At 64.6% G+C, this 12,958-nt stretch carries 13 protein-coding genes; 5 read left to right on the top strand and 8 right to left on the bottom strand.

All coding sequences use genetic code 11. The features are described from left to right. Positions 1 to 27 precede the first annotated feature (27 nt). Positions 28 to 579: a PaaI family thioesterase gene (locus MRY84_RS17110; RefSeq protein WP_291506905.1), complete on the bottom strand. Its 552-nt coding sequence runs from the start codon at positions 577 to 579 to the stop codon at positions 28 to 30. Between the two features lie 73 nt (positions 580 to 652). On the opposite strand from MRY84_RS17110, the gene MRY84_RS17105 reads away from it, so the two are divergent. From MRY84_RS17105 to MRY84_RS17090, 4 genes are read left to right on the top strand one after another with little or no spacing between them, the layout of a single operon-like run. Then, positions 653 to 1,132, top strand: coding sequence for a MarR family winged helix-turn-helix transcriptional regulator (locus MRY84_RS17105; protein ID WP_291506904.1), 480 nt, complete (start codon positions 653 to 655; stop codon positions 1,130 to 1,132). Further along, positions 1,122 to 2,381, top strand: coding sequence for an MFS transporter (locus MRY84_RS17100; RefSeq protein ID WP_291506903.1), 1,260 nt, complete (start codon positions 1,122 to 1,124; stop codon positions 2,379 to 2,381). Before MRY84_RS17105 ends, MRY84_RS17100 begins: the two co-directional genes overlap by 11 nt. Before the next feature lie 46 nt (positions 2,382 to 2,427). Further along, on the top strand, positions 2,428 to 2,931 hold the full coding sequence (locus MRY84_RS17095; protein ID WP_291506902.1) for a MaoC family dehydratase: 504 nt from the start codon (positions 2,428 to 2,430) through the stop codon (positions 2,929 to 2,931). Then, positions 2,928 to 4,334, top strand: a complete 1,407-nt coding sequence (locus MRY84_RS17090) for an MATE family efflux transporter (protein WP_291506901.1) — start codon at positions 2,928 to 2,930, stop codon at positions 4,332 to 4,334. Before MRY84_RS17095 ends, MRY84_RS17090 begins: the two co-directional genes overlap by 4 nt. Before the next feature lie 73 nt (positions 4,335 to 4,407). On the opposite strand, the gene MRY84_RS17085 is transcribed toward MRY84_RS17090, so the two are convergent. The 3 genes from MRY84_RS17085 to MRY84_RS17075 all read right to left on the bottom strand — a co-directional run bounded on the left by MRY84_RS17085 (position 4,408) and on the right by MRY84_RS17075 (position 6,442). Further along, on the bottom strand, positions 4,408 to 5,214 hold the full coding sequence (locus MRY84_RS17085; protein ID WP_291506900.1) for an SDR family oxidoreductase: 807 nt from the start codon (positions 5,212 to 5,214) through the stop codon (positions 4,408 to 4,410). A 35-nt stretch (positions 5,215 to 5,249) separates the two neighbouring features. Beyond that, complete coding sequence (locus MRY84_RS17080; protein ID WP_291506899.1) at positions 5,250 to 5,558, bottom strand: GYD domain-containing protein; 309 nt, start codon at positions 5,556 to 5,558, stop codon at positions 5,250 to 5,252. A 101-nt stretch (positions 5,559 to 5,659) separates the two neighbouring features. Then, positions 5,660 to 6,442 carry a YSC84-related protein gene (locus tag MRY84_RS17075; protein ID WP_291506898.1) on the bottom strand — a complete coding sequence of 261 codons (783 nt, stop codon included), beginning with the start codon at positions 6,440 to 6,442 and terminating at the stop codon, positions 5,660 to 5,662. Positions 6,443 to 6,734: 292 nt separating this feature from the next. Between MRY84_RS17075 and MRY84_RS17070 the strand changes: the two genes are divergently transcribed. Further along, the gene (locus tag MRY84_RS17070; protein ID WP_291506897.1) at positions 6,735 to 6,983 is read left to right on the top strand and encodes a biotin/lipoyl-containing protein; all 249 of its coding nucleotides are present in this window, start codon (positions 6,735 to 6,737) and stop codon (positions 6,981 to 6,983) included. A gap of 75 nt (positions 6,984 to 7,058) precedes the next feature. On the opposite strand, the gene lon is transcribed toward MRY84_RS17070, so the two are convergent. The 4 genes from lon to MRY84_RS17050 all read right to left on the bottom strand — a co-directional run bounded on the left by lon (position 7,059) and on the right by MRY84_RS17050 (position 12,865). Then, complete coding sequence (gene lon, locus MRY84_RS17065; RefSeq protein WP_291506896.1) at positions 7,059 to 9,449, bottom strand: endopeptidase La; 2,391 nt, start codon at positions 9,447 to 9,449, stop codon at positions 7,059 to 7,061. 91 nt (positions 9,450 to 9,540) lie between these two features. Next, positions 9,541 to 10,191, bottom strand: coding sequence for a phosphoribosyltransferase family protein (locus MRY84_RS17060; RefSeq protein ID WP_291506907.1), 651 nt, complete (start codon positions 10,189 to 10,191; stop codon positions 9,541 to 9,543). Between the two features lie 74 nt (positions 10,192 to 10,265). Then, a complete protein-coding gene (locus tag MRY84_RS17055; RefSeq protein WP_291506895.1) occupies positions 10,266 to 10,895 on the bottom strand; it encodes an alpha/beta family hydrolase in 630 nt (209 codons plus the stop codon). An 11-nt stretch (positions 10,896 to 10,906) separates the two neighbouring features. Continuing rightward, positions 10,907 to 12,865 carry an erythromycin esterase family protein gene (locus MRY84_RS17050; protein WP_291506894.1) on the bottom strand — a complete coding sequence of 653 codons (1,959 nt, stop codon included), beginning with the start codon at positions 12,863 to 12,865 and terminating at the stop codon, positions 10,907 to 10,909. Positions 12,866 to 12,958: the final 93 nt, after the last annotated feature.

The following is a 12,958-nucleotide window of genomic DNA, read 5'->3' as shown; positions in this document are numbered from 1 at the left end:
CAACGCGCAGCATGGTGTGGAGGAATCTCATCCCCTGGATTGTGCAGGCAAGTCGAAAACCAGGCAGGTGGTGGTGGCGTGGGCGTACAGCGTGCCGTCCGGCCCCACCAGGCGCGCCTCGGCCGTCGCTAGCTGGCGGCCGCTGTGGATCACCCGGCCTTCGGCGCGCACGCGCGGCACCTTGGGCGTGATGGCCTTGACCAGATTGATGCCCAATTCTGCCGTGGTGTAGCCGCGCCCCGGCTCCATGCGCGTGTGCACTGCGCAGCCGAGGGCGGAGTCGAGCAGGGTGGCAAACCAGCCGCCGTGCACGGTGCCCATGGGGTTCAGGTGCTCGGCGCGGGGCGTGCCCTGGAAGATGGCGGTGCCTTCGCCGACTTCGATGATCAAAAAGTCCAGCGTTTTGGCAATGGCGGCGTAGGGCAGTTCGCCGCGCAGCATGGCTTGCATCTGCTGCAGGCCATTCAGGTGGGCAATCTGCTCACGCCGCGCCACGCCCGGGCCGGGGCCGGCGTCCAGCCGAGCCAGGATGTCGCGCTCTTGGGCCAGCCAGTGTTCGAGATGGTTGTGTTGGGTCATGGGGTGTCCGGGTCCGTGGTGGGGTTGAAGCGCGTGAGTTGCATATGCAATTATTGCAGATACAATTAAATCCATGCAAGCCGAACCATCCACCCTGGTCCCCGTGCTGCCACAGGGCTGCACCAACTTCAAGCTGCGCCAGTTGATGCGGCGCGTGGCCGCGCATTACGACGCCGAGATGGCCCGTTGCGGGCTCAAGACGACGCAGTACTCGCTGCTGTCGCATGTGCTCAAGCTGGGGCCGATCCGTCCGGGCGACCTGGCTGCCGCCATGAAGATGGATGCCTCCACGCTCACCCGCAACCTGCGGCCCTTGGTGGACGCAGGCTGGGTGACGCTGGAGGCCGGCACCGATGCACGCAGCCGTCTGGTGCACATCACGGACGCTGGCCGCGACAAGCGCGCCGAAGCGCAGCGCCACTGGAAAGCGGCGCAACAGGCGTTGAACGCAGCCCTGGGCGTAGAGCGCGTGGTCGCACTGCACGCCTTGGTGGACGACGCATTGGAATCGCTGGCGGCATTGCCAGAGCAGGAGACCCCTCATGGTGAATAGCGCTGCCGCAAAGGCTTCTCCCCAATCCGCCGCCCCATGGGCTTTGTGGCTGGTGTTGCTGGCTGCCGCCGGTGCGTTTGCGCTGACCATGGGCACGCGGCAAACCATGGGTTTGTTTCTGTCGGCCTTGAACACATCCACGGGCCTGGGCATTGGCAGCGTGAGCCTGGCTTTTGCGTTTGGCCAGCTGTGGTGGGGCCTCACGCAGCCGTTTGCCGGGGCCGTGGCCGACCGCATCGGCACCGGCCGCGTGATCCTGCTGGGCGTGGCGCTGGTGGCCCTGGGCACTTTCATCACGCCGTACATGACCACCACGGCCGGGCTGATTTTTGCGATTGGCGTGCTGGCCGCCGGTGGCGCGGGCATGGCCGGGCCGTCGGTGCTGATGGCGGCTACTGCGCGGCTGGTGCCTTTGCAGCAGCGCGGGCTGGCCAGCGGCATCGTCAACGCTGGGGGCTCGTTCGGGCAGTTCGTGATGGCGCCCATTGCTATCAGCCTGACCGCCGCCGTGGGCTGGGCCAGTGCGATGCAGTGGCTGGGCGTGCTGGTGCTGCTGGCATTGCCGGCGGCGTGGGTGCTCAAGGGCAATTCCAACGCGCTGGCGGCGCAGGCCGCCGCCGCATCGGGCCAGAAGGCATTGACGGCGCGCGAGGCCATTGCCCAGGCACTGGCCACGCCCAGCTATCGGTATCTGGCCGCAGGTTTTCTGGTGTGCGGCTTCCATGTGGCCTTCCTCGCCACGCACTTGCCTGGCGTGATTGCTGCCTGCGGCTTGGCGCCCGAGGTGGGCGGCTGGGCGCTGGCCGTCATCGGCCTGTTCAACATCGTCGGCAGCCTGGCCATGGGCTGGGCCGTGGGGCGCTGGCGCATGAAGTCGTTGTTGTCGCTGCTGTATGCCACGCGCGGCCTGGCGGTGCTGGTCTTCTTGCTGGCACCCAAGACGCCGGCGGTGGTGCTGATCTTCGCCGCCGTGATGGGGGTGACGTTTCTCTCCACGGTGCCACCCACGGTCGGGCTGGTGGCCAAGATGTTTGGTACGGCCAACATGGCGATGCTGTTCGGCATCGTGATGCTGTCGCACCAGGTCGGCGGGTTCCTGGGTGCGTACCTGGGCGGCAGCGTCTTCCAGGCTACGGGCAGCTACGACTGGGTCTGGTACATCGACATTGCGCTGGCCGTGGGCGCTGCGCTGGTCCACCTGCCGATCCGCGAAGCGCGGCTAGCGCGCCCGGCAGCCGCTGCCGCCTGAGCCCGCCAGGCAACGCATCCACTTCTTGAAAGAAAGAGCCACCCTCATGACGAAACCCCACGCCAGCAGCGCCGCCACTGTTCGCACATCGCCGATCTATCTGGATGACCTGGCCGTGGGCGACCAGTTCACCAGCGGTGAACACGCCATGGACGAAGCGCAGATCACCAGCTTTGCGGCGCAGTTCGACCCGCAGCCTTTCCATCTGGATGACCAAGCCGCCCGCGCCACGCTGTTTGGCGGGCTGGCCGCCAGCGGCTGGCACACGGCGGCCGTGACCATGCGCCTGCAGGTGATGAGTGGCCTGCCGATTGCGGGCGGCATCATCGGGGCGGGGGGAGAGCTGAGCTGGCCCCGGCCCACGCGCGCCACCGATGTGCTGCACGTGGTGAGCGAGGTGGTGCAGATCCAGCCCTCCAAATCCAAGCCCGACCGCGGCATGGTCACTGTGCGCAGCGAAACCCGCAATCAGCACGGCGATGTGCTGCAGCTGTCTACCGTGCGCATCGTGGTGCCGCGAAGGCCTGGTGCCGCGACGGTGAAAGCATGACCGATACCCTGAACCCACGCACCCGCATGCTGCTGGAGGCGCCCATCGCCCCCACGCTGCTGCGGCTGGCCGCGCCCAACGTGCTGGTGATGCTCGCGCAGGCGGGCGTCGGGTTGATCGAGACCTACTTCGTCGGCAAGCTCGGCACCGATGCATTGGCGGGCATGGCGCTCGTCTTTCCGGTGGTCATGCTGATGCAGATGACTTCTGCCGGTGCCATGGGCGGCGGCATCGCGTCGGCCATTGCCCGCGCCCTGGGCGCTCGGCGGCGCGACGATGCCGATGCGCTGGTGCTGCACGCGCTGGCGATAGCGGCGGTGTTCTCGCTGTTGTTCACTGTGGGCGTGGTGGGGGGAGGGCGCTGGCTTTACACCCACATGGGTGGCACGGGTGGCGCGCTCGATGCGGCGCTGGTCTATTCCAACTGGGTGTTCGCGGGCGCGTTTCTGGTCTGGCTGTTCAACACGCTCTCGGCCGTGATCCGGGGCACGGGCAACATGGCGGTTCCTGCCTACGTGACGGTGCTGGGGGCGCTGGTGCTGGTACCGCTGTCGCCGCTGCTCATCTTTGGCGGGGGCGGCATGCCCGGCATGGGCATTGCCGGCGGTGCGATAGCGCTGATGGCGTATTACCTGATCGGCAGCGCGGTGCTGGCGGCGTACCTGTGGTCCGCGCGCAGCCTTCTGCGGCCGTCGCTGCGGCACATTCGATTTCGCTGGGCCTTGTTCCAAGACATTTTGCGGGTCGGGCTGGTAGGCACCGTCTCTACCGTCGCCACCAACCTGGCGATTGGCGCCACCACGGCGCTGGTGGGCGGCTTTGGCACGGCGGCCATCGCGGGCTATGGCACGGCGTCGCGGCTGGAATATCTGCTGGTGCCGCTGGTCTTTGGCTTGGGCGCACCACTGGTGGCCATGGTAGGCACCTGCATTGGTGCAGGGCAGCGCGAGCGTGCCTTGCGCGCCACCTGGATTGGTGCCGGCATGGCGTTCTTGATGGCCGAGGCGATTGGCTTGTGGGCGGCGGCGTTTCCCAACGCGTGGCTGTCGTTGTTCAATATTGACCCCGCCATGCTGGAGGCGGGCGCGCTGTACCTGCGCACCGTCGGGCCGGTGTACGGCTTTTTCGGCCTGGGCTTGGCGCTGTACTTTGCCTCGCAGGGGGCTGGGCGCCTGCTCTGGCCGGTGATCGGCAACCTCGTGCGTCTCGCGGTGGCGGTGACTGGTGGCTGGCTGGCGCTGCGCTGGGGTGGCGGTTTGGTGGCGGTGTTTGCGGCGCAGGGCGGGGCCTTGGTGCTGTACGGCTTGGTCAACGCCTGGGCGATTGCGGGTGGCGCCTGGTTTGGACCGGTGGGATGGCCGCGCAGCATGGCGGTGTTGCTGCGGCGCATGCCACAGGCATAGATCTGATAAAAATGGACGCTGGCGCTTATTCATCAAGCGCTGGAAGCTATCAATTTGATAGCGATTCCTTGATTCAGACGGGAACGGTGTAGTTCAGCGTCATGCGCCCGCCATCCACGGTCACGATCTCGCCGGTCACGTAGCTGGCGGCGTCGCTGGCCAGCCAGGCCACCACATCGGCAATCTCCGATGGCTCGCCCAGCCGCTTCATGGGAGTGCGGCTCATGATCTTGGTCTTGGCTTCGTCGCTGGTGAGCACCGCATTGGCCGCCAGTTCGGTTGCGATGGTGCCGGGCGCCACCGCATTCACGCGGATGTTCCTGTCGGCCAGCGCCAGGGCCATCACGCGCGTGAGCTGGTTCACGCCGCCTTTGCTCACGTTGTAGCTCGCGATATTGGGGATGGTCAGCACACCGTTGACCGAGCTCATATTGACAATGGAGCCGCCACCCGAAGCCACCATGGCGCGGGCAACGGCCTGGCCGACGAGGAACGAGCCCTTGAGGTTGACCCGCAGCACCGCATCAAAGTCGGCCTCGGTCACCTCCAGAAAATCCGCAGCGCGGAAGATGCCCGCGTTGTTCACCAGCACATCGATGCGCCCATGGGCGGCCAGCACCTGGGCGACCAGCGCATCCACCTGGGCCTTGTCGCCCACGTCGCAGTGCACATACAGCGCGCCCAGCTGTACAGCCAGGGCCTGGCCGCGTGCGTCGTCCACATCCACGATGACGGGTTTTGCACCTTCGGCGGCAAAGCGGCGTACGCAGGCTTCGCCAATGCCCTGCGCGCCACCGGTAACGATGCAGACGCGGCCGCCGTGGCCGAAGTGGATGGAGGACGGGTCAGGGCGTGGGGGTTGAGTCGAAGAAAGCGTCATGCCCGGAATGGTAGCGGGCCGAACTGAGGCGCGGCTCAGGTCTTCTCGGCCAAGTCCCGCAAGATGAGCTTGAAGTCGGGCCAGGGCATGGCTGGCCAGATTTCGGTATGGGCCTTGCCATAGCTTCGCACCAGCAATGAGGCCTGCGTCATGGTCTCCATGTCGGGCGCTTCGATCACGTCCAGGTAATCCCAGGGACCGAGCAGGGCATGGCTGCTCAACCATTTCAGCGTCGGGCAATGGGTTTGGACTTGCTGCGACACATGGCGCTCCAGCGTCTCGAACGTCTTGGGCTGGTGGATTGCCTGTGGCGACAGGCGCGTCAGAAGAATGAAGGTAGGCATGACATTTCTCACGCAGATGCAGCACGGCACCAAGTCTGGGATGCCGGATGCCCGAATCGGGCTGCACCGGCTTTCGGCCCCAGGACGCCCGGCCCCCTTGTTTACTTGGCCGATGCACCGTTCTTGGGGTTGGGCGGCACTTTGGCGCTCCTCGCCGCCAGCGCTTGCTTGAGGGGCCCGGCATGGGGGTTCGTCACTGTGCCCTTGATGACGTCTTCAACGGAGACGCCTTCTTTGGCGTAGTACCCAGATGTCTGGTCCACGCTGTATCGGACATCGCTGAAGCTGACTGCTGCCGCGTTGCCGAAGAGCCCCTTGCTGCCCGACCATGCGGTGATGTCGCCAGGCCCCGCTGTACCCAGGGCAACCCAGTTGACGACGGTCAGGCCACTGTCCGCGCTCAGCGAAAAATTGGACTGCTTCAAGAAATGGCTGACCGCCTTTTCGTTGTTCAGCAGAAGCGCCATCGGACCGGTTTGCACGCCGACTTGAACGCCCACGCTGACGGATCCCACATGGAAAAAGGCAGGGTCACTCCATTCGCCGGACTCGTTGCGCACCAGTAGCACGCCAGGGCCGCCGCCGCCACCCACACCCACCGCCGCGCGGACGTACTTGGGCATCAGGAAAACGCCCTTGGCATCTGCCATCAGGCCTGCAATGCGCGGCTCCAGCTGCATCTTCCTTGCGACCTTGACGGCGTCGTTGACGTGGCGGATGGCGATGGCTTCCGGTGACGCGGGTTTGCGCTTGGCATGTTGAGAGCCTGTGGGGCTGTTGGCAGCCTGTGCCGCCATCGGCTGGAAGGCGCCAGTGCCCGTGATCACGCTGAGCAGCATGAAGGCCGAGGCAAGACTGTGCCTGAAGCGAATTGGTGTTTTCATCGCAATTTCCTTCCGTCCTTTCCGTACCTTTCCGTGCTTTTCGTGCCCTTTTTTATTGGGTGCGCGGCTGAAGGCAGAGCTCCCATGCCGCCTCGAAAGGTGAACAGTTACCGTACTGCGAACCACCCCTGGTCCCAATTGCGTTTGGTCAATCAGGTCCGATGCAGATTGGCGGCCCTTGGTAGCGCTGCGATGTCAGTGCGCAAGCTGCAGGGGCGTTGCGCCATGTCAAGCGGGGAGTGGCGGCGGTGGGCGATGCTGCGCAGGTGTCCTGTCCAGGGGAGTGCATGCGATGAGTGAAGTCATTCTGGACCCCGTCCGTTGGGAGTCCATGGAAGCAGGCGATACCGCGTTCATCGAGGACTGGACGGCGTGCGAGGGCGATCGTGTCCATGCCGGGCAGGTGATTGGCAGGGCCGTGCTGGCTCGGCAGAACGTGGACATCGAGGCTCCGCACGACGGCGTTCTGGAGCAGATCTGCGTGGCGCGTGGCGATTCGTTCGGACACGGCGATGTGCTGGCGCGAATTGTCAATTTCTGAGCCGCGCCTTGCCTGTCCGGCTGATGAGGTGGATCCCAAAGCGGCCGTGCGGCCAGTTTCGCAGTGCGCGTGCGCTCACGATGGGTGGGTGGCCTCGACCCTGGCTTCCTCCACGCTCGCGAGCGCGTGACGAACCGCATCGTCAACGTTGGACAACTCCAGAATCTGAAGCGCGGCGCGAACGCTGTCGGGCACTTCGCGCAGATCCTTGAGGTTGCGCGCGGGCAGCAGGACCGTGCGGACACCCGCACGCTGTGCAGCCAGCACCTTCTCCTTGATTCCACCGACGGGGAGCACCAGGCCGCGCAGGCTGATCTCGCCAGTCATCGCGACATCATGGCGCACCGGTCGCTCCGTGAAGAGCGAGGCCAGCGCAATGAACAACGCCACACCCGCGCTGGGACCATCCTTCGGAATCGCGCCCGCGGGAATGTGCAGGTGAATGTCGGCGTCCCGGAAACTGGCGGAAGACACGCCCAGCTGCGCTGCGCGCGCTTTGACGAGCGTCAGGGCCGCCTGGGCACTTTCCTTCATCACGTCGCCCAATTGGCCCGTCAGATGGAGCTTGCCACTGCCCGGCACCCGTGTCGCCTCGATGAACAGAACGTCGCCACCCGCTGCCGTCCAGGCCAGACCCGTGGCGACGCCGGTCACGTTGCTGACCATGGCCAGGTCGTGTTCGAAGGGTGTCGGCCCCAGGATGGCGTCCAGATCGGCCGCATGAACCTGAACTTGCGCGGCGGCGTCCTCGGCAACCTTCACTGCCGCATGCCGCATGACGCGGCCGATCTCGCGCTCGAACTGGCGCACACCGGCTTCTCTGGTGTAGCCCGAGACGATCGCACGAAGGGCCTCGCTGTCGAGCTCGCATTGGCCCTCGGCCAGACCGCTGGCCTCGCGCTGGCGTCTCACGAGATAGCTCTGCGCGATTTCCAGTTTCTCTTCCTGCGTGTAGCCCGCCAGTTCAATCACCTCCATCCGGTCTCTCACCGGCGCAGGCACGTTGTCGATCACGTTCGCGGTGGCAATGAAGACAATCCTGCTCAGGTCGAAGGGCACGCCCAGATAGTTGTCGCGGAAACTGTTGTTCTGTTCGGGGTCGAGCACTTCGAGCAGCGCAGCCGATGGGTCCCCCTGGGCGCTCGCACTCATCTTGTCGATCTCGTCGAGCATCATCACGCAGTCCCGCACGCCCGCGCGCCGCAATCCCTGCACGATGGCGCCGGGCATGGCTCCGATGTAGGTCCGGCGGTGGCCGCGAATTTCCGCCTCGTCGTGCATGCCGCCAAGAGACACGCGCACAAACGGGCGCTCGATGGCACGCGCAATACTTTGTCCCAGGGAGGTCTTGCCAACGCCAGGAGGGCCCGCGAAGCAAAGAATCGGGGCCCTGCCTGCCGGGTTGAGCTGACGGACGGCCAGGAATTCGATGATGCGGTCCTTCACCCGGCGCAGGCCGAAGTGTTCGGCCTCCAGAGTCTGGCGCGCGGTGGAAAGGTCCAGCGGGGATGCGGGGCCAGCGCTCCAGGGCAGATCCACCATCCACTCAAGGTAGGAGCGCAGCATGGATGACTCGCTGGAGCCGTCAGGCATTCCGCGCAGGCGGCTGAGTTCCTTGCGGGTGTGCGCGTCCACCTCGGGCGGCATCCCGGCGGCGGAGATTTTTTGCTCCAGGCGGGTGAACTCCTCCTCGTCCATGCCGGTTTCTCCGAGCGCTGCCTGGATCGTCTTGAGCTGCTGGCGCAGCAGGAACTTGCGCTGGTGATCGTCGAGATGTTCCTTGGTCCGCTCGCCGATTTCCTTGGACAAGCGCAGCACCTCAATCCGATGGGAAAGCAGCTTGAGCAGCGCCTTGACCCTCTCGGCGGGATCCACCATCTCCAGCAACGCCTGCTTTTCGTTGGTTTCGGCATCGACCACGCTGGCCTTGATGTCAGCCAGGGCAGGGGGCTGCCGCGTCGTCTGCAGCGCATGGATCAGCTCCGCAGGCACGCTTGGCAGCAGCGACAGGAGCTCGGTTGCGCGTTCCCGCAGCTGAAGCGCGAGCGCCTCGGATTCGGTCGATGGTGTGGCGGCCTCTTCGATGGTTTCGATCCTTGCGGCGAGGAAGGGGTAACCCTCGGCAGGCGCGACGATGCGAAAGCGCTTCAATCCGTGAACGATGGCGTGAATTTGCTCATCATCATCGCCCAGGTGATGAGCGGGGGTGGCGAGGGTGCCCATGGCGCACAAGTCCTCGACCCGCGGATCATCATTGCGCGGGTCCTTTTGCAGCACGACGCCGATGGGATGCTTGCCCTCAATGGCGTATTTGAGCGCCGCAATCGACTTTTCCCTGCCCACGCTGATGGCGGTCACGACCTTGGGAAACAGCACAAGATTTCGCACAGGAATCAACGCCACGACATCGGTTGGGGTCAAAGGCGGCGAAGGGGAGGGCGGGGAAGCAGGCAGGGGCTCCATCATGAGGTCTCTCCAGCGAGTAGATCAGTGGAAGCAGAATGAGAACTGGCGGCTTTTTTTGGCGCGCAGCGCGGCCACGCAATGTCTGCCGGGCTCAAGGGCTGGGCGGCGTGCGCCGAACCGTTTCGCTCAGCCAGCAGCTTGCCTGCTCGTCTTCAACCTGCTCAAAGGTTCGGTAAAACTGCCCGACGGAGCCAAACTCCTCGGGAGCCAGCAGACACACCACTTCATCGGCCAGCGGGCGTACCAGCGCAATCCCCCTTGGAGACGCTACCGGCACGGCGCAGATGAGCCTGGCTGGCTGCAGTGCGCGCACCGCGTGCAAGGCGGCCACCATCGTGGCCCCTGTGGCGAGGCCGTCGTCGACCACGATGGCGATACGGCCGCGCGCGTCCGTGGATGCCCGATCAGGTGTGTAGCGCTGCCGTCGCTCCTTGAGCACATTGAGCTGATAGCGTTTTTCTTCGTCGATGTAGCGATCATCGGCTCCGGCGGCTTGCGCATGGGGGGCGATGTATGACCACCCGTTCTCGGCGACGGCGCCAACGGCAAATTCGGGCGAGGAGGGCGCACGGAGTTTCCGGACCAGGACGACATCCAGTTCCCCGTCCAGCCGATTCGCGATCACTCGTCCTATCTCGATCGCCCCGCGAGGAATGGCGAGGATCAGCGGGTTGCGCCCCTTCCAGTGCATCAAGGCCTGGGACAGCCGCTCTGCGGCATCATGACGATTCACGAAGAACACCTGTGTGACCTCCTGGCTGTCCGGCAATGCTTGCAAGTTGCGCTCGCAGCCGGTTTGAGCACGATCAAACCAGATCAGTCCACAGGGCCGAGGTGCTGCAAAAACCAGGCGCCCGCCAGGCTGGCCACCACGTCAAGCGCTCCTGTTTCCTCAAAAAGATGCGTGGCGCGCGGAACGATCTTCAGCTGTTTTTTGCAACGCAGGCGATCCAGGGCCGAGCGGTTCAGTGCCATCACCTCGGGGTCTGCTCCGCCCACGATCAGAAGGGTTGGAGCGAGGACGTTTGCCAGCGCATCGCCAGCCAGGTCTGGGCGCCCGCCGCGCGACACCACAGCCCTTACCAGCTTCGGATACTGCGCAGCTGCGACCAAGGCGGCGCCCGCACCCGTGCTGGCGCCGAACAGCCCGATGGGCTGGCTGCAGCGCACCGACAGATCGTCAATGGCGTGACCCACCCTCTGCGCAAGCAAGGGAATGTCGAACACGTTGGCGCGGTCCCGTGCTTCTTCTTCGGTGAGCAGGTCGAACAGCAAGGTGCCGAGACCGCGGTGCTGCAATGCTTCGGCAACCAGCCTGTTGCGGCGGCTGTGGCGGCTGCTGCCGCTGCCATGCGCAAAGACGACGACGCCACGGGAAGGGCTCATGAGGCATAAATGGCCTTCGAGCCGGTGCGGGCCAACGGCGATGGAAAGGGTCTCGGGCATGCCAATCCTCCTCAGAGCCCAAACGGGTAGGTGTCGGGCAAGCCCTCGATCACCTCGGTCGTAAGGGGTGACACCGCACTGGATTGGTCTACCCAGATGTACTCATCGAATTGCCGGGGGAGCACAGCCTGGAAGTAGTGGCTCTGTAGTTCGGTCTCGGGTCGGTAAATGACACCGATCGCGCGTTCCAGCCGGGGTTTCGACAAATCCTCAATCAACTGTTCAGATTTCGGATTTCGAAGTGGCAGCAGAAAGTTGGCGCACCCCGCGTCGTGGCAGAGGCGTTCGTAACTGCCCGCCATCGATGGGCGAATCTGCTTGACTTCCATCGGACCATCCCAATCCGATGCCGCCGCAACATGGCCGCTGTGCGTGCCGAACCCGACCAGATAGGCGCCTGCGCCGAATTCCTCGCGGCACAGCTGCCCGATGTTGTGTTCACCTCGGCGTGACATCTCGGTAGCCCGGCAATCTCCGATGTGCGAGTTGTGCGCCCAGACAATGGCCTTGCTGCGAGGGCCGTAAAAGTTCAGCAGGTTTTGCAATGTCTCGAACATGTGGCTATCGCGCAGGTTCCATGAGGCGCGCGAACCGTAGTACATCTTGCGGTAGTAGCGCTCGGCATTGGCCACCAGGCGCGCGTTCTGTACCGCATCCAGGAAGTGTTCGCCATCCTGAGCGGCGTAGCGCTGTTCTGCGATGAGCAAGTCGGACAGCATCGAGACGACCTCGCGTTCGCAACTGCGGTATTGATCATTGAGAGCCACATACCCGTAGCTTGCTGGGTTGGACTGCCAAGGCGTCAGGCAAGCGTAGCGCCGCCGGGCGACCTCTGCGGTGGCCGGGTCCACCTGCTCCAGATACGCGATCACCGAATGGATGGAGTTGTAAAGGCTGTAGAGGTCCAGGCCATGGAGAGCAACCCGCTCGTGTTTGGGCAGCCCTGTATTGCGGGCGCGGAGCCAGTCAACACATTTGCGAGTCTCTTGGTTGCGCCACATCCATGCCGGAAATCTTGCGAAAGCAGACCATCGCGCGGAACGATGGCCGGCATGGCGGACGTAGCGATCAATCCGTGCGGCGTCTGGCCAATCGGCTTCGATGGCGATGAAATTGAAACCCTTGCGGTCGATCAGTTCGCGCGAAATGTTCTCTCGCATCCGGTAGAACTCCGAGGTTCCATGGGTCGCTTCGCCGAGCAATACGACCCGAGCGTCGCCAATGCGGGCCAGCAGAGGTTCGAGATTCGCGGAGTCGACCGTATCGAACTGCTCGCAGGCGGCTGCAATGGCTTGTACCGCCTTCGGTGGCTGCATTACCGCGAGGCGTGCGGCTTGCGCAGCCAGCGGGGCCACCCGGATGTCGGCCATGTCTTCGACCGTGAAATCTTCGGGCCCCTTGCGTGTCAACCGAATGAGTTCCTGAACGGCCGGGTCCGCGCCCGCGGGCAAGACCATGCGCCCGCCCAGTGCAAGCTGAGCCTTCAGCGCTCCCACCAATTCCGCGCCGCCAGGATTTACGAAGATCGCATCGAAAGGACCATGGTCCGGCAAGCCCAGCCTGGCATCCGCATGGACGATGCGCACATGGGGACACCGCAGTTCTTGCAGAGCGGCGGCTGCCTCGGCTGCCAGGGCAGCGCTGGATTCCACGCTGTAGACCTTTGCTGCCAGCCGCGCGAGCACGGCGGTGGCATAGCCCGAGCCGGTGCCTATCTCAAGAACCTTGGCATGGGCGTCGAGCGACAGCGCCTCGGCCATGAGGGCGACAAGATACGGCTGAGGGACGGTTCGATCTTCGTCGATCGGGATGGCCGCATCCTCGTATGCGAGGTTCTGCAGCGAGGGCGGCAGGAAGATCTCCCGCGGCACGCTGCGCATGGCCTCCAGCACATTGGGGGCCCGGAGGCCCCGTGCTTGAAGCTGATTTGCCACCATTTCGTTGCGGGCGCGTTCAAAATCAAGTTGCATGGCCGTCCCTTCATTGCACTGAAGAGTTTGGTTTCGGGCTGGAATGGTTCGTTTGTGATGACTCAACTGCCTGCATCGGTCGCAAACGATCCG

Origin of the sequence: Acidovorax sp., from assembly GCF_022763525.1 — a bacterium.
Taxonomy (GTDB): Bacteria; Pseudomonadota; Gammaproteobacteria; order Burkholderiales; family Burkholderiaceae_C; genus Acidovorax.
This window is presented reverse-complemented; position numbering and strand designations above follow the sequence as displayed.

Coding starts and splice junctions, on each gene's coding strand:
- MRY84_RS17085 (WP_291506900.1), bottom strand. CDS start 5,214: ATGACGCTTTCTTCGACTCAACCCCCACGCCCTGACCCGTCCTCCATC.
- MRY84_RS17075 (WP_291506898.1), bottom strand. CDS start 6,442: ATGAAAACACCAATTCGCTTCAGGCACAGTCTTGCCTCGGCCTTCATG.
- MRY84_RS17080 (WP_291506899.1), bottom strand. CDS start 5,558: ATGCCTACCTTCATTCTTCTGACGCGCCTGTCGCCACAGGCAATCCAC.
- MRY84_RS17110 (WP_291506905.1), bottom strand. CDS start 579: ATGACCCAACACAACCATCTCGAACACTGGCTGGCCCAAGAGCGCGAC.
- MRY84_RS17055 (WP_291506895.1), bottom strand. CDS start 10,895: ATGCCCGAGACCCTTTCCATCGCCGTTGGCCCGCACCGGCTCGAAGGC.
- MRY84_RS17050 (WP_291506894.1), bottom strand. CDS start 12,865: ATGCAACTTGATTTTGAACGCGCCCGCAACGAAATGGTGGCAAATCAG.
- MRY84_RS17070 (WP_291506897.1), top strand. CDS start 6,735: ATGAGTGAAGTCATTCTGGACCCCGTCCGTTGGGAGTCCATGGAAGCA.
- MRY84_RS17090 (WP_291506901.1), top strand. CDS start 2,928: ATGACCGATACCCTGAACCCACGCACCCGCATGCTGCTGGAGGCGCCC.
- lon (WP_291506896.1), bottom strand. CDS start 9,449: ATGATGGAGCCCCTGCCTGCTTCCCCGCCCTCCCCTTCGCCGCCTTTG.
- MRY84_RS17105 (WP_291506904.1), top strand. CDS start 653: ATGCAAGCCGAACCATCCACCCTGGTCCCCGTGCTGCCACAGGGCTGC.
- MRY84_RS17100 (WP_291506903.1), top strand. CDS start 1,122: ATGGTGAATAGCGCTGCCGCAAAGGCTTCTCCCCAATCCGCCGCCCCA.
- MRY84_RS17095 (WP_291506902.1), top strand. CDS start 2,428: ATGACGAAACCCCACGCCAGCAGCGCCGCCACTGTTCGCACATCGCCG.